Below are 21,212 nucleotides of genomic sequence, written 5' to 3' on the forward strand. Positions count from 1 at the left end.
CGGCAAGGGCATCATCCCGACCCCGATCAGCATGGACGAGCTTGAGGACATGCTGATGGAGCACGGTATCATGAAGCCGATCGACGAAAGTCAGGTCGGCAAGACTGCTTCCGAGCTCGCCGCGCTGTCGGCGTAACGCGGACCTCACATTCGGCGTGCGTCGAGAAAACGTCGGCCCCTAACGCGCACAGGACAATTCGAAGGGATATTCGTATGAGCTTGGCATCCACCAAGAGCGTTGCAGAGATTAAGGCCCGCAACAAGGATCTGATTAGCGAAGTCTTGAAAGTCTACCCTGATAAGACCGCCAAACGGCGTGCCAAGCACCTTAATGTGCACGAGGCTGGTAAGTCCGACTGCGGTGTCAAATCGAATCTCAAATCGATCCCTGGCGTGATGACCATTCGAGGCTGTGCCTATGCCGGCTCCAAGGGCGTGGTGTGGGGTCCGATTAAGGACATGATCCACATCAGCCATGGTCCGGTCGGCTGCGGCCAGTATTCCTGGGGATCGCGGCGCAATTATTATGTCGGCACCACCGGCATCGACACCTTTGGGACTATGCAGTTCACCTCCGACTTCCAGGAGAAGGACATTGTCTTCGGCGGCGACAAGAAGCTCACCAAGGTCATCGACGAGATCCAGGATCTATTTCCGCTCAACCGCGGAATCACCATCCAGTCGGAATGCCCGATCGGTCTGATTGGCGATGACATTGAGGCGGTGTCGAGAGTAAAGTCGAAGGAGTATAACGGCAAGACTATCGTGCCGGTGCGCTGCGAAGGTTTCCGCGGCGTGTCTCAGTCGCTCGGGCACCACATCGCCAACGACGCGGTACGCGACTGGATTTTCGACAAAATCAACCCTGAGACAGAGCGGCGATTCGACCCAACGCCCTATGACGTTGCCATCATCGGCGACTATAACATCGGCGGCGACGCCTGGTCCTCTCGCATTCTCTTGGAGGAGATGGGCTTGCGCGTGATTGCGCAATGGTCAGGCGACGGCAGTCTCGCCGAGCTTGAGGCGACGCCAAAGGCGAAGCTGAACATCCTGCACTGCTATCGCTCGATGAACTACATCTCTCGCCACATGGAGGAGAAGTTCGGCATTCCGTGGTGCGAGTACAACTTCTTCGGCCCATCCAAGATCGCGGAGTCGCTGCGCAAGATCGCGAGCTTCTTCGACGACAAGATCAAGGAGGGCGCCGAAAGCGTCATCGCGAAGTACCAGCCGCTGATGGATGCCGTCGTCGCCAAGTATCGACCGCGGCTAACGGGCAAATCCGTGATGCTGTTCGTTGGTGGTTTGCGCCCTCGGCACGTAATTGGTGCCTATGAAGATCTTGGTATGGAAGTTATCGGGACCGGCTACGAATTCGGTCACAACGACGATTATCAGCGCACCGCCCAACATTACGTCAAGGGCGGCACATTGATATATGACGACGTCACTGGCTACGAATTCGAGCGCTTTGTCGAAAAGATTCAGCCCGACCTCGTTGGTTCCGGCATCAAGGAGAAGTACGTGTTCCAGAAGATGGGCGTGCCGTTCCGGCAAATGCACTCGTGGGACTATTCGGGTCCTTATCATGGCTACGATGGGTTCGCGATCTTCGCCCGCGACATGGACATGGCAATCAATTCCCCGATCTGGAAGAAGACCAAGGCGCCGTGGAAGGACGCTCCGCGTCCGAGCCTTATGGCGGCGGAATAAGCGCGCCGGGCCACAGATCGAACACGAATCCAACAAGGACGCCATGATGCCCCAGAATGCCGAAAACGTGCTCGATCATTTCGAGCTGTTCCGAGGTCCGGAATACCAGCAGATGCTGGCCAACAAACGAGCGCTCTTTGAGAATGCGCATGATCCCGCCGAGGTCGCGCGTATCCGCGAATGGGCCAAAACCCCCGAATATCGCGAGAAGAACTTCGCGCGTGAGGAACTGACCATCAATCCGGCCAAGGCCTGCCAGCCGCTAGGTGCGGTGTTTGCCTCAGTCGGCTTCGAGAGCACGTTGCCTTTCGTGCACGGTTCACAGGGCTGCGTCGCCTACTATCGGAGCCACTTGTCGCGGCACTTCAAGGAGCCGACCTCCTGTGTTTCCTCGTCCATGACCGAAGACGCGGCCGTATTCGGTGGCCTCAATAACATGATCGACGGGCTAGCCAACAGCTACAATATGTACAGACCGAAGATGATCGCGGTTTCTACCACCTGCATGGCGGAAGTGATTGGCGACGATCTCAACGCATTCATCAAGACGTCGAAGGAAAAGGGGTCGGTGCCGGCTGAGTTCGACGTTCCCTTTGCTCATACGCCCGCCTTCGTCGGTAGCCATGTCACCGGCTATGATAACGCTTTGAAAGGCATCATCGAACATTTCTGGGACGGCAAATCCGGATCTGAGCCCAAGCTCGAGCGCGAGCCGAACGAGAAGATCAACTTCATCGGCGGCTTCGACGGTTACACCGTAGGCAACATCCGCGAGATAAAGCGGATCTTCGAATTGATGGGGATTGGGTACACGATCCTGGCGGACAACAGTGAAGTGTTCGACACGCCCACTGATGGTGAGTTCCGCATGTATGACGGTGGCACGACACTGAAGGACACCGCGGACGCCATCCACGCAAGGGCGACCATCTCCATGCAGCAATATTGTACGGAGAAAACGCTACCGTTCATCGAGGGGCATGGCCAGCAGGTCGTTGCGTTTAACCATCCGGTCGGCGTCAGCGCGACCGATGACTTCCTAATGACGCTGTCGCGTATTACTGGCAAGGAAATCCCAGAGGTCCTGGAGCGGGAGCGCGGTCGTCTGGTCGACGCCATGGCAGACTCCAGCGCACACATCCACGGTAAGAAGTTCGCAATCTATGGCGATCCGGACCTTTGCTATGGCCTGGCTGCCTTCCTGCTCGAGCTCGGGGCCGAACCAACCCACGTCCTGTCAACCAACGGCAACAAGGCCTGGGAAGGGAAGATGCAGGCGCTATTTGCCAGTTCGCAGTTCGGCAAAGACTGCCACGCCTATCCTGGTAAGGACCTCTGGCACATGCGTTCGCTGCTGTTCACCGAGCCAGTCGATTTTCTGATCGGCAACACCTACGGGAAGTACCTGGAGCGCGATACCGGAACACCGCTGATCCGCATCGGCTTCCCCGTGTTCGATCGGCACCATCATCACCGCTATCCGGTGTGGGGCTATCAGGGGGGATTGAATGTGCTGGTGAAGATACTTGATCGGATCTTTGAGGAGATCGACAGGAATACCAACGCGGTGGGTAAAACCGACTACAGCTTCGACATTATCCGCTGATGCGGGCGAGTGCCCGCCTCATAGCCGCTTGTCGCGGCTGTGAGGTGGGGATGTAAACACCAGTCGGGCCATCGTCCGTGCTGACCGGAAAACGTCCGCGCAAGGAGAAAACCGTGACTTCGCTGTCGTCCACAATCCAGAACGTCTTCGACCAGGCGGACTGCGTCAAGAACGCCAACAAATCGGAGGCTGCCCGCAAGAAAGGCTGCACCAAGCAGCTGCAGCCGGGCGGGGCCGCCGGAGGTTGCGCTTTTGATGGCGCCAAGATTGCGCTGCAGCCATTTACCGACGTAGCCCATCTCGTTCATGGCCCGATCGCGTGCGAAGGAAATTCCTGGGACAATCGCGGCTCCGTCTCCTCAGGCTGTGATCTCTGGCGCAGGAGCTTCACGACGGACATGCATGAGATTGACGTCGTGTTCGGTGGCGAGAAGCGGCTATACAAAGCCATAAAGGAAATCATTGAGAAGTATGATCCCTCGGCGATCTTTGTCTACCAGACTTGCGTGCCGGCCATGATCGGTGACGATATCAATGCGGTCTGCAAGTTCGCCGCGACGAAATTCAGCAAGCCCGTCATTCCTGTCAATTCGCCGGGGTTTGTTGGTTCGAAGAATCTTGGCAACAAGCTCGCCGGCGAAGCTCTGTTGGAATACGTGATCGGCACGCAGGAGCCCGACTCCACCACGCCCTACGACATCAATCTCATCGGCGAATTCAACCTATCCGGCGAACTCTGGCAGATCAAGCCACTGCTCGACGAACTCGGTATTCGCATCCTGTCCTGCATCTCCGGCGATGGCAAATATCGCGAGGTTGCCTGCTCACATCGGGCTCGCGCCGCGATGATGGTGTGCTCGAAGTCCTTGATCAATGTCGCGAGCAAGATGAGGGATCGTTACGGCATCCCCTTCTTTGAAGGATCATTCTATGGCATCCAGGACTCGAGCGAATCTTTGCGCCAGATCGCGCGCCTGCTGATCGAGCGCGGCGCGCCGACCGAGTTGATAGAACGAACCGACGCCGTAATTGCACGCGAGGAGGCAAAGGCCACGGCTGCAATCGAGCGCTTCAAGCCACGCCTTACCGGCAAGAAGGTGCTGCTGTTCACTGGCGGCGTGAAATCGTGGTCGGTCGTCTCAGCTTTGCAGGAGGTGGGGCTCGAGATCGTTGGCACTTCAGTGAAAAAATCGACCACGGAAGACAAGGAGCGCATCCATAGATTGATGGGCCATGATGCCCACATGATCGAGGATCTGAGGCCGCGTGAAATGTACAAGATGCTCAAGGAAGCAAAAGCGGACATCATGCTCTCCGGTGGCAAGTCGCAGTTTGTCGCCCTGAAGGCTGCGACGCCATGGCTCGACATCAATCAGGAGCGCTGCCACGCCTATATGGGGTATCTCGGAATCGTGAAGTTGATGGAAGAGATCGACAAGGCGCTCTACAACCCGATATGGGATCAGCTCCGAAAGCCCGCGCCGTGGGATGATCCCGACATTAATTGGCAAAGTAAGGCGCCTTTGCAGGTGGATGTGGCGACCGCCGATGTTGCTCCGAATCGGGGCCGCGCCGAAAAGGCCGCTCGCGCTAAGAGAGCCTTCCGCCGCGTCGATCTCGGCGTCATCAAGGATGGCGTTGTCCTTCACGGCTTGACTGCGATCGACGACGTCGCGCAGCACACCGAGGCTTCCGGCATCTGCGGCGCCCGCAAGCAAGCCATCGAGGATATTACCGCGGCCCAGCCTGCGCCCATGCAGCAGGCGGCGGAGTAGGATGGCGAAGCAGGTTCCTGGCCATGGCTATCGTTACCAATTCCAATAAGGCCTGCTCGATCAATCCGCTTAAGATGAGCCAGCCGATCGGCGGCTCTTTCGCCTTCCTGGGCGTTCGGGGCGCAATGCCGCTCTTGCACGGCTCTCAGGGCTGCACGTCCTTCGGTTTGACCCTGTTTGTCCGCCATTTCAAGGAGGCGGTGCCGCTGCAGACCACGGCGATGAGCGAGGTTGCCACCGTGCTCGGCGGGTATGAGAATGTTGAGCAGGCGATTCTCAATATCTACAACCGCACCAAGCCCGAAATTATTGGAATCAATTCGACCGGTGTTACCGAGACCAAGGGCGACGACGTCGAGGCGTTCATTCGTCTTGTTCGACGGAAGCATCCGCAGCTCGAAAAAGTTCCGCTCGTCTACGTTTCGACACCGGATTTCAAGGACGCATTTCAGGATGGCTGGGAAAAGACCGTGGCGCGAATGATCGACGTGCTTGTCGAGCCTGCCGACGCGGTTGCGCCGCGTGACTGCTCGCGCATCAATGTCTTGCCTGGCTGCCATCTTACCCCCGGCGATCTTGACGAACTGCGGACAATCTTTGAGGACTTTGGGCTAAACGCGTCCTTTCTGCCGGATATTGCGGGTTCGCTCGATGGTCACATTCCCGATGAGTTCACACCAACCACGATCGGCGGGATCGGGGTCGACGAGATCGCCACCATGGGGCAGGCGGGCTGGACGATCGGGATCGGAGCGCAGATGAGGCGCGCGGCCGAGGCGATGCAGGCGAGGACGGGCGTGCCGTTCCGGCTGTTCGAGCGGCTCTGTGGCCTCGTCCCCAATGATGAATTCATCACTTTCCTGAGCAAGATCAGTGACAAACCGGTGCCTGCAAAATATCGCCGCCAGCGTGGCCAGCTCGCGGACGCCATGCTGGATGCGCATTTCCATATCGGCGGTCGAAAGCTCGCCATTGGGGCCGAACCGGATCTCTTGTTCGATATCTCCAGTATGCTCTATGAGATGGGCGCGCAGGTGACCGCGGCGGTTACGACGACGGCATCTCCGGTGCTCGAACGCGTCAAGGCTCGAGAGGTCCTCATCGGAGATCTCGAAGATCTGGAGCAGCGTGCCAAGGCGTATGACTGCGATCTCCTGATCTCTCATTCGCACGGCCGCCAAGCAGCAGCACGGCTGAACATTCCATTCTTCCGTGCTGGCTTTCCGATGTTCGATCGCCTCGGCGCGGGCCACCAGATGACGGTTGGCTATCGTGGCACGCGCGAGCTGATCTTTGACCTCGCCAATCTGATCATTACTGACCGCGAGGACAACCGTCAGCCGACGCCGGAAACCTGGCGGAACGCCGATGCGGGTCTGCATGTCGTTCCGTCGCAGCTGAACTGACGCGAATAGAGGAATTACTCAGATGAAAGTCGCATTCGCCACCCAGGATCTGAAGCGCGTCGATGCACATTTTGGCTGGGCCAAAAACATTGCCATCTATGATGTCAAGCCCGAAGGGCATCGCCTGATCGAAGCTATTCAGTTCGATGGCGACTTGAGTGAGGACGGTAATGAGGACAAGCTCGCGCCGAAGATTGAAGCCATCAAAGACTGCGCCATTCTCTACGTTGCAGCGATCGGCGGCTCCGGCGCTGCGCGCGTCGTCGCAAACAACATCCATCCGATGAAGGTAAGCGAGCCTGAAGCGATCGACGATCTCTGTATCAAGCTCGAAGGTGTCTTGAAAGGCTCGCCGCCACCCTGGCTACGCAAGGTACTCGCCAAGGCCCACGAACGATCGTTTGATTTCGAGGACTGAGAGAAGCGACTATGACAGAGGCGGCTGAATTGAGCGAGGCTGACCCCGCGGGGGAGGCACCCTTTGTGAGAGAGCTCGTCAAGATTTGGCGCGCCGAGGACAGCCATGGCGCTTGGGAGGGTAAGAAAGATCTCGAGCTGCTCGAGCCTTATGTTCTCGATAGGGAAAAGCGCCGTGCATTGCCGATCGTTGGCGATCCCGATCCGGACACGATCTGGCGGTTGGAATTGTTCTTCAACGCCGTTGCTGTGTCCATTGAGAAGGCGACCGGCGTGATGATCTCGCCGATGCTGAAGATGCACCATGAAGGCTTTGGCCGCATCGTGCTGATCGGCGGCCGGCTCATTGTCGTAAATAAGCAGCTGCGCGACGTTCATCGCTTCGGTTTTGATAGTCTCTCAAAGCTCGTCGCGGAAGGTGACAGATACGTCGACAGCGCAGTTGAGATGGTCCGCAGGTTCCCGGAAGTTGCGAATTACTGAGGTAACGAATGAGCGATCTTGAAGAACTTAAGGCCGAAATCAAAAAGCTCTCGGCCAAGGCGACCCGGGCAAAGATGGATCTCCACGATCTGGCGGAGGAACTGCCGGTCAACTGGACCTCGATCCCGAGTGTTGCCCAAAAGGTCCACGATGCCTTCGACGAGCTCGAGCGCAAGCGCGAGGATCTCAAGGCGAAGGAAAAAGCATACGGATCCTGACCATGTCATTTGCAACACGAGATGGTCGCGACTGGCGGCCGGAATTTTTGGTATGCATCGATCCCAAGAAGTGCATCGGCTGTGGCCGCTGCTACAAGGTGTGCGGCCGCGAAGTCATGATGCTGAAGGGCCTCAACGAGAAGGGCGAGATGATCGACCTCGAAGACGACGATGACGAGATCGAGAAAAAGGTCATGGTGCTAAGCGATGACGGTGCGTGCATCGGCTGCGGCGCCTGCGCCCGGGTGTGTCCGACCAACTGCCAGACCCACGCTCCGGCTGCTTGAGCGGAGCCATTGCGAGCAGCGAAGCGGAAAATGTCAGGGTCTTTCTGCAGCTGTTAGCGCCAGAAAACGTAAGAAGAGTGCGAGTAGCATTGTTCCTCCTGGCGCAGACGTTAGGATCAGAACGAGTCGACGACGTAGTTGGTCATTTCTCCGAAGTCATCGCGGTTGTGCCCGAGCGATTTGGCATGCGGCGGAGAGCTCGGCGCTTGGAATTCTTGATGCCAGCCTCGGGGCACGACAAGCAAGTTATGGCCCCTCACCTCGGCTACTCGATCCCCTGTTCACATGCCTTCATCATCGCAGCAATCCGAAACCGCTCGTGGATTGCTGCCGGATTGGCGAGCATATCGGCCTCGGCCTTTTTGAAAGCTGCAAGAACGATCTCCGCTTCCTCGCGCGTCAGCGGGACGCGGCCAGCCATATGGGTAGCTTCGGGCACTACGGCCAGGATCGCTTTGCGGTAAGGATGGTTCGCGACCTGGATGAGTTCGTTAGCTTCGAGCTTGCCCCCAAGCATGATTGCGAGCCCGACGACTTCGAGCTTGCGGCCGTCGTTGGTGTTCTTGACCAGCGTGGTCATCTCAATTCTGTCTCCTGTTCGGCAACCCACATATGTCTCTGCAATCCCTGAGCTGCGCCAGACCGTGCGCCTGACTCCCCCGCGCGGGGTGCTACAACCAGACCACGAGGTAATATCCTTGAAGCGAAACGCGTTCGCGTAGATCCGCCATTTGGGAATCTGCCTTGGATCACAGCACGAAGTCGGGCGGGTCTGCCGAGGCCACCAACTGGAATAGACTCCCTCCAACGGCAGGCGCGCTGGAGCTTCAACCTGTCTTCTCCTGCTTCTTCGCGGTGGGGATTCATTAGCGCGGCAAAACCTTGACGGTAATGGGATTCGTAGTAGTCAGCCCGCTCTCCAGCCAGCCGTCTTCAGTGATGAACTGAAATTACACCATCTGCTACCCGGGGCGCCTTGCGCGCCCGTCACGCCAACGGCTTTGGCCGCGTAGGAGAAGAGATCTGGCGCGATAACGTCAGACAGGGCGATTTTCGTTACGGTTCTTCACCGGCTTCATCTTGGCGAGGACTTCCTCGTAGGAGAGTTCCGCATAGGAGGCGTCGACGGACTTGGCGGCATCGAGCAGATAGTCGAGCTTGCCGGCAGTATCGAGTTTCTTGATGTCGTTTTTATCGACGCCGGCGAGATCCATCATCTCCTTCCACACCGTCGACTCGTCACATGGCAGAACGCAAAATGTGATCTCGCCGATCTTGGTGCGGTATTTCGCCAATAGATCAATGTTGTTGCAAAACATGAAGTAGCTGCCCTTCGGGCTTAATGCGCCGTCCAGCACCTTTGCGACATCGGCAAGATAGGCAACGGAATGCAGGTAGCCGGCCAGTACCGGGATCGTGGTCTCTCCCTCGTCCGCGACCGTTAGTACCTGCTCGATCGAATAGTCGGGTGGACGCTTTTCGTCGGCGACCTGGGCCTGGAACCTTAGCGCGATATCGCCGCGGAAGCCGAATCGACCGGGCTTCTTGGTGTCACCCTTCAGCACCGCATTAAGCAAACGGCCTTCCTTATCAAGCCGGCCAAAAACGGTGTTGTCGATCAATGTCATGAAGTCCTCCTCGTCTGATGTGCTGGCGCGGATGTCGCACCGTGTGAACTCACCCCCTATGCAAATTTTTTGCCGTCTGCCCACGTATGCGGCGAACGTCAAAGGCTCCGCTTCGTTTGTGCGGCTTAGGCAGAGATGAGGCGCCGGCCACGACGGTGTCTCGCTCGGGTCCTCCCAGGTCGCAAAGCCTCGTGTCGCAAGCCCGACATGGCTTGCAACGCAAACAGGCGACAATAGCAAAAGCCGAGCATTGTCAGGAGTGCGATCCTTGGCATGGGACTTGCCAAAAGTATCCCGGACCGGCGCTGATGGTGAGTGATAGCGATGATTAATCTGACGAAGAGCGCGGAGAATGCCATGAAGAGCGCGATCTCTGGGGGAGCGCAGGGGACTAGGGGCGTGCGGATCATGGTCGAAGAGGGCGGCTGCGCCGGGTTCAAATACACGATGGGACTTGCCGATGAGCCGAAGCCCGATGAGACCGTGATCGAGCGAGGCGGCATCAAGGTGTTTGTCGACAACAATAGTCACGAGCATCTTGCCGGAACTACGATTGACTTTGTGGCGGCGCTGGAAGGGTCCGGCTTCACCTTTGACAATCCCAACGCAAATTCGAGCTGCTCATGTGGCAAGTCATTCAGCTAGGGCCGGTAAACCAAGAAACGACAGAGATATCAGAAGATGCTTGTCGAGACCGAACGAGCGAGACAATCGGCAGCCGATGAACCCTCCGAACGGGAACAAATCGTTCGCGTTGTGCTCGAGGAAATCCGGCCGAATTTGAAGCGTGATGGCGGAGATTGCGAGTTTGTTGGGATCGATGGTAACAAAATCATGGTTCAGCTCACGGGCGCCTGCGTCTACTGCAAGCTCGCGACTGCGACGCTAGAAGGCATCCAGACGCGCCTCATCGAACGGCTGGGCGAATTCGTCCGCCTGATCCCGGTCGCTGGCCCCGCCAAAGCCCGACACTAAAGAAGGCGTACGGTGCAGCCGGTCTACCTCGATAACAACGCGACGACTCGCACGGATCCGTCCGTCGTCGCGGCGATGCTGCCGTTTTTCTCCGAGCGATTCGGCAATGCCTCGTCCACGCATGCGGTAGGCAGAGAAGTCGCGGAAAGCATCAGAGAGGCGCGCAGGTGCGTGCAGGCGCTGATCGGTGCTGCCTTTGATCATGAAGTCGTCTTCACCTCGGGCGGCACCGAATCAGATAATACAGCGATCCTCTCGGCGCTTGCCGTGCAGGAGCGACGCGACGAACTCGTCACGACGAGTGTGGAGCATCCGGCCGTGCTGTCCCTCGCAGACGAGCTCGGCCGTCGCGGCAACAAATGTCATCTAATTCCTGTCGACCGCTCCGGGCGGCTCGACATTGATGCCTATCGCCGCGCGTTATCCGCCCGTACCGCGATTGTCTCCGTCATGTGGGCGAATAATGAGACCGGAACGATCTTTCCGGTCGAGCTCCTCGCCAAAATGGCGCGCTCGGTCGGCGCACTGTTCCACACTGATGCGGTACAAGCCGCGGGGCGAATTCCGATCGACGTGAAGACCACGGAGATCGACATGCTGTCGCTCTCCGGCCACAAGCTGCATGGTCCGAAGGGCGTCGGCGCGCTCTATGTGCGCAAGGACACCAAGTTCAGGCGGCTGATCTTCGGAGGGCCGCAAGAGCGCCGCCGACGTTCCGGCACCGAGAACGTGCCCGGGATCATTGGGCTGGGTAAGGCTGCGGAACTTGCTGCCTTGGAGCTCGAACGCGAGGCGGGCAAAATAGCCGCGCTGCGCGACCGGCTGGAGCATGGCGTTCTGAAGTTTGGCAATTGCGCCGTGCTCGGCGACAACGAGAGCCGCCTACCTAACACCTCCAATATCGCATTTGAGCATCTCGAAGGTGAAGCAATTATCCATCATCTGAATAGCGCCGGTGTTGCTGTCTCCCTCGGATCGGCCTGTGCATCGGGCTCCATGGAGCCGTCGCATGTGCTTCGCGCGATGAATGTACCATCAGCCTCGTTACGCGGCGCGATCCGCTTCTCGCTGTCCCGCGAGACCACCAGCGAGGAGATCGATCATGTCCTTTTTGTGCTACGAAGTATCATCGCGAAACTAAGAGAGGCGTCACCTACGTGACCGGAGCGGGCAAAATCGACCTCTTGATGCAATGAGTATATACCATGAAAGTTATCATTCGGCGTTCACCTGAAACCGGCCTGTCGATTTACGTGCCCAAGAAGGATCTTGAAGAACCGATCGTTGAATTCGAGCACGAGACGCTGTGGGGCGGATGGATCAGAATAGCCAATGGCTGGGTGCTCGATCTGCCGCCGATGACGAACGACACAACCTTGCCGGTTACGATCAACGCCAAGAAACGTGGCGGCGACAGGGAAGAGACGTGAACGCGCCGGCTTCGCAGATCGAGTTCGTTATTCGGTCGGTTGCCGAAGCCATTCTCGGCAAGGTCGCCGAGAAGCTTCGCAGCGGCAATGTCGTTCCCTATCTCGGGCCCGGCCTAGCTGAGTTGTCGAACGCGAGTGCGCCGATAAATCTGGAGGAACTGGCGGCATTCTTCGGTACAAAGGTGGCGCTGCCAAAGCGCGCGAGAGGGAACGCCTCGGCCTCCGCACAGTATATCGAAACCACGAGGCACCGCACCACCCTGACAGCGATGATGGCGGACGCCTTTAGTGCGCCGATCGAGCCTACGCAGCTACAGCGGTATCTTGGAACGCTGCCGCTGCCACTGATCGTTGACAGCTGGTACGATGGCGCGATGCGAAATGCGTTGGCCGGCCGTCGCAATTGGGGCGAGATCCAGGGAATCACCCGCGCCGGCCTCAGTGAAGATCGCTGGTACCGCTTCTACGACGCCGCAGGCACCGAAGTCGATTGCTCTCTGGCAAAAAAGTGGACAACGATCCTCTATAAGCCGCACGGTGGCGTCGCCCCGGCTAGAAATTTCCTGGTCTCCGACGCCGACTATGTTGAGGTGCTCACCGAAATCGATATACAGACGCCGATTCCCGACGAGGTGAAGGCTCGCCGCGCTGGCCGCAGCTTCCTGTTTTTGGGCTGCCGCTTCAACGACCAGCTCCTGCGCACCTATGCGCGACAGGCGTTAAAGCGCTCGTCCGAGGTCCACTATGCGGTCGTCGAACCCGACGTGCTTTCCAAGAATGAGCGCCGCTTTCTGGTTGACCAGGCCCTGACGCCACTCGCAATTCCGCTTGCACGTGCCATTCAGATCATTTTGGCGGATTAGCGGACGCTTCTCGCATGGTTAGGTGACCAGCAAGTCGCGCAAGTACCCCTCACGGCGTCTCGAAGCCATCTGACCAGCCATCCTTCCGACAAAAGACAAGAAAAAGAGCGGCGATACTTCAATCAACATCGCTTCTCGCACCGCTGCGTGCCGTTTCAATCACAACGCATGTCAGCTTTCCAACACAGGGCGGCGGCAATACGGCACTCGACGCGTTAACTCATTGAACGCAGACACGAAAGACGCCTGCCGCTGCCGTGGCACGCCGGTTGCTGAGACCCGTACCTGGGAAGCTTTTCACACCTTAAATGGAGAAACTGACAGATGGATGCCCCATCGCAACGGGAAGCATCGCGCGGTGCCATCGAGATCGGCAAGATCACGCAGGCGTTTGCCGAACACAAAGGCTGCGGCACCGGTAACCGCAGCGGCACAGCTAGATGCGGCTCGCCGAAAGTCCGCGGCGATTTGCCAGCCGAGACATGGGAGAAGGTGAGAAAGCACCCCTGCTACAGCGAGGACGCGCATCATCACTACGCGCGCATGCATGTTGCGGTCGCGCCAGCCTGTAACATCCAGTGCAACTACTGCAACCGCAAATATGATTGTGCCAATGAATCGCGTCCGGGTGTGGTCAGCGAGAGGCTCACGCCCGAGCAGGCCGCCAGGAAGGTAGTGACTGTCGCCTCTACCATTCCACAGATGACCGTGCTCGGCATCGCCGGTCCCGGCGACCCACTCGCTAACCCGGAAAAGACTTTCAAGACGTTCGAGCTTGTCCACAAGGCCGCACCGGATCTCAAGCTGTGCCTGTCAACCAATGGTCTTGCGGTACCCGATCACATCGACACCATCGCCGAACTCAATGTCGACCACGTCACGATCACAATCAATATGATTGCCCCCGAGATCGGCGCAAAGATCTATTCCTGGATCTTCTACAAGCACAAACGCTACACCGGCGTCGAAGCGGCAGAGATCCTCACCGATCGCCAGCTCCAGGGCCTGGAGATGCTCACTGGGCGCGGCATCCTCTGCAAGATCAACTCGGTCATGATCCCTGGGATCAACGATCAACACCTCGTCGAGGTCAATAAGGCCGTGAAGTCGCGCGGTGCCCTCCTGCACAACATCATGCCGTTGATCTCTTCTCCCAAGCACGGAACCGTGTTCGGTCTAAACGGCCAGCGCAGCCCGACGGCGCTCGAATTGAAGGCGCTGCAAGATAGCTGCGAGGGTGAGATGCGCATGATGCGCCACTGCCGACAGTGCCGTGCTGATGCTGTCGGACTTCTCGGCGAAGACCGCAGTACCGAGTTCACCACCGAAAAGATCATGGCTATGGATACCAAATACGATGTCGAGAGTCGCAGCGCTTATCAAGACAAAGTTGAGAAAGTTCGCGCAGCCAGAGCAGAAGTCATGCGCGCGGCCGCTGCGGAAATCCATGATGGATCCGGCGACATTAAAGTGTTGGTGGCCGTCGCGACCAAAGGCTCGGGCCTGATAAACGAGCACTTTGGTCACGCCAAGGAATTTCAGATCTATGAGCTCTCTAGCGGCGGCACCAAATTCATAGGCCATCGCCGCGTTGATCTGTATTGTCAGGGTGGCTATGCCGAGGATGGAAAGCTCGAGACCGTCATCCGCGCCATTAATGATTGCCACGCGGTGTTCATCGCCAAGATTGGCGGCTGTCCCAGAGCCGGCCTGATCAAAGCCGGCGTTGAGCCAGTCGATCAATACGCGCATGAGCTTATCGATAGGTCGACGCTCGCCTGGTTCAAGGCCTATCTCGGCAGGGTTAGCAGTGGTGCCATCAAACATGAGGAACGCGGCGATGCTGCAATCCGCCAGGGCGCGTTGATTTCCGCGGCATGAGAGAGGGCAGAAACAATGCCGTTCAAGATCATCGCCTCTCAGTGCACGAGCTGCTCGGCGTGCGAGCCGGAATGTCCGAACGTCGCGATCGCGGAGAAGAATGGAACATTCATGATTGATCCTCAAAAATGTACCGAGTGCATCGGCCATTTTGACGAACCGCAATGCGTGGCGGTCTGCCCAGTCGACAACACCTGTGTCGTCGACACCTCGCTTGCGCGCTACCAGGCGCGCGCTTGAGCGAAAGACAGGACATGAACTTTTGGAATATTCGAGTGGTGCGGCGAGCCATCCGAATGATGCTCCAAGCCGGCGGGTCCGCCGGCTGCGACCTTTGCCTTGCGATTAGCCCGAGCGGATGTTCCGGGCTTGCCTGCGGTGCCAGTCCGCCTGAAAAGCCGCGGGTCCCGGATGGCCTGGTCGAGCGCACGGAGGGTCCGCTGCCGAACGACGGTGTGACCATCGATTTCGTCGATATGCCGAAGCGTATAGGGCTCGTGTTGGAAGATCGTAAGCAGGTCTCCCGCCCGCACGATTGATTGCAATAGGCGACCCGCGATGCCAGATGCTCTGTTCAGCCCACAATCCGAGATCAACGAGGCGCTCCTCACCAGCACCTTGCTTGGACCTGGGCTGCCCAGCGAGGCCGAGCACCACCTATGGCAAGCGAGCCTCTCCTATCACGTTGATGAAGTCGCCGAAAACCATCTGCGAGAGGCCGAGGCGCTCGCCCCGGGCCACGCGGCAGTGCTGATCGGCCTCTTTCGTTTCCATTTCTACAAGGCGCAGCTCGCCGAGGCGCTTCAGGTCGCCAAGCGGTGCATTAGCAAGGCGGCCGAGATGAACAATCTCTCGTCCGACTGGCACCTTGTCCGCGCCCATGATGCGGAGTTCGGTCGATATGACGATATTCTGCCGCGCTTCTTTCTGTTTTCGCTGAAAGGATACGCTTATTTGCAGATGCGCCTCGGTCAAACTGAGGAAGGGCGGATAGCCGTTCAAAAGCTTCTGGAGCTCGATCCCACCGACAAGATCGGCGCCAAGGTCCTCCAGCGTGTGCTCGAACGCATGGGGCAGGAAGATGACTAACAACATCGACGAGGCAAGAAATTGGCAGGGCGATCAGATCGATTGCGCCTGCTGTGCGCATATTGCTCTGAATCGCACTGGCTGCTGTCAACTCAAGCATGCTTGCGTCAACGACCGCTATGCCCGACGTATCGACCGTTTCTTCGACCGGAATCCGGGTCTCGCCGACGCCTACCTCGCTCACCCGCATTTTGAGGTACGCGCGATCGCGGCGAGATTCGCCAGCGTCTTTCTGCTGCCGCCGTTGCTCCACGATCACGATGAAACCGTACGTTGTAGCGCCGTCCGTCGTCTGCCCAAGCGCTTCGCTGTGCAAGTTCGCAACGACCCTCATCACGAAGTTAGGATGTGGGTCGCGACACTGCTTGAAGGTGACGAACTGCTGCCGATGGCCTCGGATGAATATTACTACGTGCGCCTTGTCGTTGCGCGGCGGATCACGCCCTTGCTACTCCGCGGAATGACCCACGACGAGGAAGCAGAGGTCCGTCGCGAGGTGGCGCGACGCCTCCCGGAGGAATGGTTGCTCAGCATGGTCGATGACCGTGACGCATTGGTGCGGTTGGAGGTCGCTCAACGCCTGTCGGCGCAGTTATTGTCGCTTCTGCGCCACGACCCGGATTGGCGTATCCGGCATGAGGTAGCAAGCCGGATTTTGCCGTCCGAACTCATAGGCCTTGTCGATGATCCATATAGCCTGGTGCGCGAGGTCGCGCGCTCGCGACTTGCCCTGTAGCTGGGACAAGAACAAGGGAACTCCGGCATGAACAATATTGTTGCTGACGATGACATCATCGAGCTGACGGCGCCACCCTTCTTCGACTTTGGAGAGAAGGTGCGGGCTAACCGCACCATCCGCAATGACGGCACCTATGCCGGCAAAGAGATCGGCGACATCCTGGCCAAAAAGGACGAGGTCGGCTACGTCGTATCGATCGGCACTTTCCTGCAGCGCTTTTACATTTACGGCGTCGAATTCATCGAAAGTGGAAACCGGGTCGGCATGAAGCGCAAGGAGCTCGATCCTGTCATCCCACGCGACGAAGTCGAGGACCTGCCTTTGCGGGAGGCAATATCACGATGATTGAATCCAGCCCGGCAAAATATCAGCGCGGCCAACGCGTCAAGGCGATGTTCGACCTGATCAATGATGGGTCCTTCCCCAATGCTCCAGCGCAAGGAGTCCTGGTCAGCCTCGGTGACATCGGCGAGATTGTCCAAGTCGGGCGGCACACGGAAGCAAACCTGCCGATCTATCTCGTTGAGTTCGGTGAGCGGTTGGTGGTCGGCTGCCTCGAAAGAGAAATTGGGCTGATCTAGGATATCGACGCGATGCACGCCGCCTTAGGCACAAATCCAGGGCTACCCACGCACCCTAACGACATCGATCGCAGGCGAATCGAGCGCGCGCTTAAGTCGAGAGAACGCTATCGTTATGTCTCGGCGAACATCACCGGCGTTGCCGGCGGCTACTTGATTGAAAGTCCATGCTGCTCACGCAACATTGACGTTAAGGGCGGCACAATTGACGTGGCCATGCTGCACCACGACGGGGCAAGCGCCACCTGGCAGCTGTTCCGAAAGGATCACAAGCATGGCGTCTGGAAGCTGCACTCGACGCACCAGCGCCTGGCATCGGTTACTGATCTCTTGAACACCGATCCGGAACGCGTGTTTTGGCAATAAGGACCCGCTCGATGGCTTTGGGAGCAGACGAAATTGCGGACATCGAGCAGACGCTCGCGTCATTCGATGATGCTGCTCGAGCCTCTGCGACGTTGCGAAAGAGGTACCCGCATCTCGACTGGGTCCGCTGCGACTCCTCCGACTTCACCGAAACACCTTTTCGCAGTGCCGGGCAATTCGACCTGCATTTGCTCGATAGTGCTGATCGTTGTGCGCGGATCACGGGCGATCCGACACGGGCGACCGGCATTGTGCTGGTCAAGCGCACGGTCGAGCCGTGACCCGACCAACCCTAGCCAATGGCTGCGTTGCAAAGGCCGACGAAGAGCCGGGGCCAACAAGACTGGAATCGTTGATTCCATTTTCGGACCCAGACATTACCCTGGCCGAAATCGCGGCAGTAGATCGCGTGTTGCGCTCGCCGCGGCTCTCTAACGGCCCGCTCACCGAACAATTCGAGGCAGCATTTGCCGCCTATCTCGGGCGGAATTATGCTGTTGCGGTAGCAAGCGGCACCATCGGCCTTCTACTTTCTCTGAAGGCCTGCGGCATTGCCGCTGGCGACGAAGTGATCGCCTCGTCCTATTCATATCGTGAAGCTGCGCACGCCATCAGCCTGGCGGGTGCGCGGCCGGTATTTGCCGACATCGACTATTGGTCCGGGACGCTCGCACCGCAGAAAGTCGAGGAGCGCATCACGCCAAAAACCCGCGCCATTCTCGCCGGCAACGTTAATGGCCATCCTGCAGCCTGGTCGGAGCTGCGCGCTATCGCGAGAAGGCACAATCTGCTGCTGTTAGAAGATTCCACTGAGGCCATCGGCTCTCGTTATAAAGGCCAACTGGTCGGCACCTTTGGCGATGTCGCCGTGTTTGACTTCGCCCAGCCCTCGCTTCTGACCTGCGGCGAGGGCGGCATAGTGGTGACCAATGATATCGACCTTGCAGTGGCGCTGCGCCGTCACCGGTCGCATCGGATGGATGAGCGTGCTTCCGTTACCGTCGGCTCGGCTGCACCATATCAGGCCGGGATGAGCGATCTCTCCGCTGCGCTGGGGCTTACGCAGCTTAGTCGCATCGATGAGATCCTGGAGCGGCGCCGCTTGATCGAACAGCTTTACACGACACACATGCAGTCGTTTGAAGGCATCAAGCCGCCCTATGTCGAGCCCGATGTGACCGAAGTGAACTGGTTTCTCTATGTTGTCCATCTCGGGACGCGTTTCACGCGCTCCAGCCGCGACGCTATCGTCGAAGATCTATGCGTGGAGCAGGTCGAAGCTGCAGCCTACAGCCGTCCCCTGCACCTGCAACGGCACTATTTCGATCTCGGCTATCGCCGCGGCGATCTGCCGGTGACGGAAAAGATTGCCGATCGCGCCGTGACACTGCCATTTCATACGCATCTCACTGATAGGCAGATCGAATTCATTGTCGAGACCATGAAAGATGCTTCAATCAATGTAGGCGCGGGCGCGGCGATCTACTGAACAGCGGAGAAATGCAGCAGAGAAGACGTGCAAATGACGATGCGGCCGGTGAAAGTCCGCCATTTACGATCGTCGTGACCGTGGTACTCGAGGACGCGAAGAGCGAGTAATCAACGCTTGTCCCGCGTGCCGGGGCTGGGCTCAATATCGGCAGGAGCTACTCAAGTGTGGCCGCGATGACGTGATCTTTGAGATCCAGGCTGGACAATCGATCGCCTTCGTGGCCCTCGATGGCTGCGGCCGGGGATTGGTCGACGCCGCAACGGGAGATGATGTCGGCAATCGACATGTTCTTGTTGTCTCCGCGACAGTCCCTTCGCAGCCTCGTCCAAGGGCAGACATCAGATTGGCATCGGGCGTCGGGAAGCCCCTCCAATGGCCCTCACCACAGTTGGTTTAGTGCTTGCATGAAAGTGTTGGTGAACAGCGAAGTGAGCGATATGGTGATGGCCGGACCGGCAATTGAGGCCCTGATCTGCGAAGTGAGTCCGAGGGTCGGATGTGATCGTGACCAATCTGGGCGGGCACCGGACACGACTGTGGGCACAAATCGTCTAAAGCTTGTGCAGGCAAGAGCCGCATCCAACATCATCGGATGATCTATGCCGCGTTAGCCAGAACAGTGATCGACCACTCGTGCTCAAAATCGCCGCGCCGAAATGAGCCAACTATAAGAAAGACACAATGAGCGATCTAACCGAACAATGCTTTGAGCACTTCAGTTCTGGAGGTGGCATCAAGCCATATTTCGAGTGGCCGATCATCCTGCAGCTTTGTGTCAAAGCACGATTTCCCGCGATTGGGACATCGCTGCCGAGAGTTCCAGCGCGGGTGAGCTCACCACTCTTGACGATCAATGCATTGCGGTAACATAAGCATGAGCGACAGCATGAACGAGTTCGAAGTCCCGCAGCTCTACCGGCATCACGTTTTTGCCTGCCACACTCAGCGCCCACCTGACCATCCGCACGGCAGCTGCGGGGCGGCGGGCGCTCGACCGTTGTGCGAACGGCTCAGCAAAGCGATCGAGGCGAGAGGGCTGACCGATATCGGCTTCACCGCAGCTGACTGTCTCGGCTTTTGCAGCTCCGGTCCTCTGATGGTCGTCTATCCTGACGGCATCTGGTATCGTCCGAGGACTCCTGAAGATATCGACGAGATCGTCGAGTCCCACCTCAAGAACGGCCGCCGCGTCGACCGGCTCGTCATCGTGCTCACGCGGAGTTAGCGTCTCCTTGCGTTCCGCTTGCGGGAGAAGGTGCCATCGGCCGTCTCGGGCCACAGGGACGCCGATGCATAGCATCGGCGATGGCGCGGATAAGGATGTCTCGTTGCACTCGCGCGGAAGAAGTCAGGCGCTGAATGAACGAATCTGCCCTCATGCCAATCCCGGTTGTCTTGCGATAGAGATGGACAGAATTACGTGGATGGAGTGTGCTTCTGACCCTGATCAGCAACAGTTACCAAGTACTTGCGATATTGTGCGGTTGTACGGCAGCTGTCCATACACAGCTTTGAAGCCTATGCCGCGGATCTGTGAGTTTCGTCGCTTTGTAGGCGTGAATCATTCAGCGGAATCGGTAGGTCGTGCGGATCTCAGAACGTAACTTACCGATCAGTGAGAGAAGCGAACGCTTTCGATGTCAACGGCGTGCCGACGCTTCGCTCGGCTACGACATTTTACTGGCGGAAGGCACCTTCGGAGGCCGCTTCCATGCTGGCAGGCGCCTGCTTCGCTCGCTCGCCACTCGGTGCGGCTTCTTTTGCACAGAATCTCCTCGATGGCAGCTTGGCCGCGGTAAGCCAATGGCGACGCTTTCATTCCGGGCATCCCAGTCTGGCCCAAAGAACCTGATTTCCCGCGGGTGTCAGGCATAGCTTGTACGCCATAAGCATCGGCCCGCTGGGATCCTTGTCCTGTTTCTGACGGAACAACATAAACACCGTGCCGGTCGGTCAGGTCTGTCGATTAATTCCAAGCATGGGCAAACGCTTAACGCACGCGCGGCGAATGGCACGCCAGTTGCTACTTAAATGCAGCAACTGCGAGTAGGGGCTGAGGCCACGCCGGCGCTTATGGCGAGCGATGTTCTCCTTCCCGACGCCCGTGTGCCCACGTTTCTGAGAAAAGAAACAAACCCGCGTAAGTCCCGCGCGACAAATTGGCAATCGGTTGATGGAGAGCGACATGTCTTCACTGAGACAAATCGCGTTTTACGGCAAGGGTGGTATCGGCAAGTCGACGACGTCGCAGAATACGCTC

At 58.1% G+C, this 21,212-nt stretch carries 27 protein-coding genes and 1 pseudogene; 25 read left to right on the forward strand and 3 right to left on the reverse strand.

The window, feature by feature from the left end:
- The 9 genes and pseudogenes from nifH to fdxB all read left to right on the forward strand — a co-directional run.
- Nucleotides 1-136 (forward strand): annotated as a pseudogene (nifH, locus tag SO180_RS38320) (nitrogenase reductase); the annotation flags it as partial.
- Between the two features lie 77 nt (nt 137-213).
- The gene (gene nifD / locus SO180_RS38325; protein ID WP_449383979.1) at nt 214-1,716 is read left to right on the forward strand and encodes a nitrogenase molybdenum-iron protein alpha chain; all 1,503 of its coding nucleotides are present in this window, start codon (nt 214-216) and stop codon (nt 1,714-1,716) included.
- Nucleotides 1,717-1,762: 46 nt separating this feature from the next.
- Nucleotides 1,763-3,322 (forward strand): nitrogenase molybdenum-iron protein subunit beta, encoded by a 1,560-nt coding sequence (gene nifK / locus SO180_RS38330; protein WP_449383980.1) that lies wholly within the window; start codon nt 1,763-1,765, stop codon nt 3,320-3,322.
- Between the two features lie 113 nt (nt 3,323-3,435).
- Nucleotides 3,436-5,097 (forward strand): nitrogenase iron-molybdenum cofactor biosynthesis protein NifE, encoded by a 1,662-nt coding sequence (gene nifE / locus SO180_RS38335; RefSeq protein WP_449383981.1) that lies wholly within the window; start codon nt 3,436-3,438, stop codon nt 5,095-5,097.
- Between the two features lie 23 nt (nt 5,098-5,120).
- The gene (gene nifN / locus SO180_RS38340) at nt 5,121-6,503 is read left to right on the forward strand and encodes a nitrogenase iron-molybdenum cofactor biosynthesis protein NifN (protein WP_449383982.1); all 1,383 of its coding nucleotides are present in this window, start codon (nt 5,121-5,123) and stop codon (nt 6,501-6,503) included.
- A gap of 22 nt (nt 6,504-6,525) precedes the next feature.
- Nucleotides 6,526-6,921: a nitrogen fixation protein NifX gene (nifX, locus tag SO180_RS38345; protein ID WP_449383983.1), complete on the forward strand. Its 396-nt coding sequence runs from the start codon at nt 6,526-6,528 to the stop codon at nt 6,919-6,921.
- Nucleotides 6,922-6,932: 11 nt separating this feature from the next.
- Nucleotides 6,933-7,403 carry a NifX-associated nitrogen fixation protein gene (locus tag SO180_RS38350; protein WP_449383984.1) on the forward strand — a complete coding sequence of 157 codons (471 nt, stop codon included), beginning with the start codon at nt 6,933-6,935 and terminating at the stop codon, nt 7,401-7,403.
- A gap of 8 nt (nt 7,404-7,411) precedes the next feature.
- Nucleotides 7,412-7,621 (forward strand): CCE_0567 family metalloprotein, encoded by a 210-nt coding sequence (locus SO180_RS38355; RefSeq protein ID WP_449383985.1) that lies wholly within the window; start codon nt 7,412-7,414, stop codon nt 7,619-7,621.
- Between the two features lie 2 nt (nt 7,622-7,623).
- On the forward strand, nt 7,624-7,908 hold the full coding sequence (gene fdxB / locus SO180_RS38360; RefSeq protein WP_449383986.1) for a ferredoxin III, nif-specific: 285 nt from the start codon (nt 7,624-7,626) through the stop codon (nt 7,906-7,908).
- Between the two features lie 265 nt (nt 7,909-8,173).
- On the opposite strand, the gene SO180_RS38365 is transcribed toward fdxB, so the two are convergent.
- Nucleotides 8,174-8,488 carry a hypothetical protein gene (locus SO180_RS38365; protein WP_449383987.1) on the reverse strand — a complete coding sequence of 105 codons (315 nt, stop codon included), beginning with the start codon at nt 8,486-8,488 and terminating at the stop codon, nt 8,174-8,176.
- A 457-nt stretch (nt 8,489-8,945) separates the two neighbouring features.
- Nucleotides 8,946-9,536 (reverse strand): hypothetical protein, encoded by a 591-nt coding sequence (locus SO180_RS38370; RefSeq protein WP_449384003.1) that lies wholly within the window; start codon nt 9,534-9,536, stop codon nt 8,946-8,948.
- 324 nt (nt 9,537-9,860) lie between these two features.
- On the opposite strand from SO180_RS38370, the gene SO180_RS38375 reads away from it, so the two are divergent.
- The 14 genes from SO180_RS38375 to SO180_RS38440 all read left to right on the forward strand — a co-directional run bounded on the left by SO180_RS38375 (nt 9,861) and on the right by SO180_RS38440 (nt 18,949).
- The gene (locus SO180_RS38375; protein ID WP_449383988.1) at nt 9,861-10,181 is read left to right on the forward strand and encodes a HesB/IscA family protein; all 321 of its coding nucleotides are present in this window, start codon (nt 9,861-9,863) and stop codon (nt 10,179-10,181) included.
- Between the two features lie 36 nt (nt 10,182-10,217).
- Complete coding sequence (locus SO180_RS38380; RefSeq protein WP_449383989.1) at nt 10,218-10,511, forward strand: NifU family protein; 294 nt, start codon at nt 10,218-10,220, stop codon at nt 10,509-10,511.
- A 12-nt stretch (nt 10,512-10,523) separates the two neighbouring features.
- A complete protein-coding gene (nifS, locus tag SO180_RS38385) occupies nt 10,524-11,672 on the forward strand; it encodes a cysteine desulfurase NifS (protein ID WP_449383990.1) in 1,149 nt (382 codons plus the stop codon).
- A 44-nt stretch (nt 11,673-11,716) separates the two neighbouring features.
- Nucleotides 11,717-11,941, forward strand: coding sequence for a putative nitrogen fixation protein NifT (nifT, locus tag SO180_RS38390; protein ID WP_449383991.1), 225 nt, complete (start codon nt 11,717-11,719; stop codon nt 11,939-11,941).
- The gene (locus SO180_RS38395; RefSeq protein WP_449383992.1) at nt 11,938-12,804 is read left to right on the forward strand and encodes an SIR2 family NAD-dependent protein deacylase; all 867 of its coding nucleotides are present in this window, start codon (nt 11,938-11,940) and stop codon (nt 12,802-12,804) included. Before nifT ends, SO180_RS38395 begins: the two co-directional genes overlap by 4 nt.
- Before the next feature lie 324 nt (nt 12,805-13,128).
- A complete protein-coding gene (gene nifB, locus SO180_RS38400) occupies nt 13,129-14,685 on the forward strand; it encodes a nitrogenase cofactor biosynthesis protein NifB (protein ID WP_449383993.1) in 1,557 nt (518 codons plus the stop codon).
- A gap of 15 nt (nt 14,686-14,700) precedes the next feature.
- Nucleotides 14,701-14,925 carry a 4Fe-4S binding protein gene (locus tag SO180_RS38405; protein WP_449383994.1) on the forward strand — a complete coding sequence of 75 codons (225 nt, stop codon included), beginning with the start codon at nt 14,701-14,703 and terminating at the stop codon, nt 14,923-14,925.
- 318 nt (nt 14,926-15,243) lie between these two features.
- Nucleotides 15,244-15,774, forward strand: coding sequence for a hypothetical protein (locus tag SO180_RS38410; RefSeq protein ID WP_449383995.1), 531 nt, complete (start codon nt 15,244-15,246; stop codon nt 15,772-15,774).
- Nucleotides 15,767-16,510 carry a 4Fe4S-binding leucine-rich repeat protein gene (locus SO180_RS38415; protein WP_449383996.1) on the forward strand — a complete coding sequence of 248 codons (744 nt, stop codon included), beginning with the start codon at nt 15,767-15,769 and terminating at the stop codon, nt 16,508-16,510. The genes SO180_RS38410 and SO180_RS38415 overlap by 8 nt, the downstream gene beginning before the upstream one ends.
- Nucleotides 16,511-16,537: 27 nt before the next feature.
- A complete protein-coding gene (locus tag SO180_RS38420; RefSeq protein WP_449383997.1) occupies nt 16,538-16,858 on the forward strand; it encodes a nitrogen fixation protein NifZ in 321 nt (106 codons plus the stop codon).
- Nucleotides 16,855-17,094 carry a nitrogen fixation protein NifZ gene (locus SO180_RS38425; RefSeq protein ID WP_449383998.1) on the forward strand — a complete coding sequence of 80 codons (240 nt, stop codon included), beginning with the start codon at nt 16,855-16,857 and terminating at the stop codon, nt 17,092-17,094. Before SO180_RS38420 ends, SO180_RS38425 begins: the two co-directional genes overlap by 4 nt.
- Before the next feature lie 12 nt (nt 17,095-17,106).
- Nucleotides 17,107-17,460 carry a DUF3024 domain-containing protein gene (locus SO180_RS38430; protein WP_449383999.1) on the forward strand — a complete coding sequence of 118 codons (354 nt, stop codon included), beginning with the start codon at nt 17,107-17,109 and terminating at the stop codon, nt 17,458-17,460.
- Between the two features lie 11 nt (nt 17,461-17,471).
- A complete protein-coding gene (locus tag SO180_RS38435) occupies nt 17,472-17,741 on the forward strand; it encodes a hypothetical protein (protein ID WP_449384000.1) in 270 nt (89 codons plus the stop codon).
- A 62-nt stretch (nt 17,742-17,803) separates the two neighbouring features.
- The gene (locus tag SO180_RS38440) at nt 17,804-18,949 is read left to right on the forward strand and encodes a DegT/DnrJ/EryC1/StrS family aminotransferase (protein WP_449384004.1); all 1,146 of its coding nucleotides are present in this window, start codon (nt 17,804-17,806) and stop codon (nt 18,947-18,949) included.
- 157 nt (nt 18,950-19,106) lie between these two features.
- Here SO180_RS38440 and SO180_RS38445 read toward each other — a convergent pair whose 3' ends face one another.
- Nucleotides 19,107-19,238, reverse strand: coding sequence for a hypothetical protein (locus SO180_RS38445; RefSeq protein WP_449384001.1), 132 nt, complete (start codon nt 19,236-19,238; stop codon nt 19,107-19,109).
- A 600-nt stretch (nt 19,239-19,838) separates the two neighbouring features.
- Between SO180_RS38445 and SO180_RS38450 the strand changes: the two genes are divergently transcribed.
- Nucleotides 19,839-20,177, forward strand: coding sequence for a (2Fe-2S) ferredoxin domain-containing protein (locus SO180_RS38450; protein WP_449384002.1), 339 nt, complete (start codon nt 19,839-19,841; stop codon nt 20,175-20,177).
- Between the two features lie 960 nt (nt 20,178-21,137).
- Nucleotides 21,138-21,212, forward strand: a 75-nt coding sequence (locus SO180_RS38455; RefSeq protein WP_405047634.1) for a hypothetical protein, incomplete at its 3' end; no start/stop codon positions are given.

It is taken from the genome of Bradyrhizobium sp. UFLA05-112 (assembly GCF_053572325.1).

Bases quoted from the DNA above. Each gene is read 5' to 3' on its own strand.
- nifD (WP_449383979.1), top strand. From the start codon at position 214: ATGAGCTTGGCATCCACCAAGAGCGTTGCAGAGATTAAGGCCCGCAAC.
- nifK (WP_449383980.1), top strand. From the start codon at position 1,763: ATGCCCCAGAATGCCGAAAACGTGCTCGATCATTTCGAGCTGTTCCGA.
- nifN (WP_449383982.1), top strand. From the start codon at position 5,121: ATGGCTATCGTTACCAATTCCAATAAGGCCTGCTCGATCAATCCGCTT.
- nifX (WP_449383983.1), top strand. From the start codon at position 6,526: ATGAAAGTCGCATTCGCCACCCAGGATCTGAAGCGCGTCGATGCACAT.
- SO180_RS38350 (WP_449383984.1), top strand. From the start codon at position 6,933: ATGACAGAGGCGGCTGAATTGAGCGAGGCTGACCCCGCGGGGGAGGCA.
- SO180_RS38355 (WP_449383985.1), top strand. From the start codon at position 7,412: ATGAGCGATCTTGAAGAACTTAAGGCCGAAATCAAAAAGCTCTCGGCC.
- fdxB (WP_449383986.1), top strand. From the start codon at position 7,624: ATGTCATTTGCAACACGAGATGGTCGCGACTGGCGGCCGGAATTTTTG.
- SO180_RS38365 (WP_449383987.1), bottom strand. From the start codon at position 8,488: ATGACCACGCTGGTCAAGAACACCAACGACGGCCGCAAGCTCGAAGTC.
- SO180_RS38370 (WP_449384003.1), bottom strand. From the start codon at position 9,536: ATGACATTGATCGACAACACCGTTTTTGGCCGGCTTGATAAGGAAGGC.
- SO180_RS38375 (WP_449383988.1), top strand. From the start codon at position 9,861: ATGATTAATCTGACGAAGAGCGCGGAGAATGCCATGAAGAGCGCGATC.
- SO180_RS38380 (WP_449383989.1), top strand. From the start codon at position 10,218: ATGCTTGTCGAGACCGAACGAGCGAGACAATCGGCAGCCGATGAACCC.
- nifT (WP_449383991.1), top strand. From the start codon at position 11,717: ATGAAAGTTATCATTCGGCGTTCACCTGAAACCGGCCTGTCGATTTAC.
- nifB (WP_449383993.1), top strand. From the start codon at position 13,129: ATGGATGCCCCATCGCAACGGGAAGCATCGCGCGGTGCCATCGAGATC.
- SO180_RS38405 (WP_449383994.1), top strand. From the start codon at position 14,701: ATGCCGTTCAAGATCATCGCCTCTCAGTGCACGAGCTGCTCGGCGTGC.
- SO180_RS38410 (WP_449383995.1), top strand. From the start codon at position 15,244: ATGCCAGATGCTCTGTTCAGCCCACAATCCGAGATCAACGAGGCGCTC.
- SO180_RS38415 (WP_449383996.1), top strand. From the start codon at position 15,767: ATGACTAACAACATCGACGAGGCAAGAAATTGGCAGGGCGATCAGATC.
- SO180_RS38420 (WP_449383997.1), top strand. From the start codon at position 16,538: ATGAACAATATTGTTGCTGACGATGACATCATCGAGCTGACGGCGCCA.
- SO180_RS38425 (WP_449383998.1), top strand. From the start codon at position 16,855: ATGATTGAATCCAGCCCGGCAAAATATCAGCGCGGCCAACGCGTCAAG.
- SO180_RS38430 (WP_449383999.1), top strand. From the start codon at position 17,107: ATGCACGCCGCCTTAGGCACAAATCCAGGGCTACCCACGCACCCTAAC.
- SO180_RS38435 (WP_449384000.1), top strand. From the start codon at position 17,472: ATGGCTTTGGGAGCAGACGAAATTGCGGACATCGAGCAGACGCTCGCG.
- SO180_RS38445 (WP_449384001.1), bottom strand. From the start codon at position 19,238: ATGTCGATTGCCGACATCATCTCCCGTTGCGGCGTCGACCAATCCCCG.
- SO180_RS38450 (WP_449384002.1), top strand. From the start codon at position 19,839: ATGAACGAGTTCGAAGTCCCGCAGCTCTACCGGCATCACGTTTTTGCC.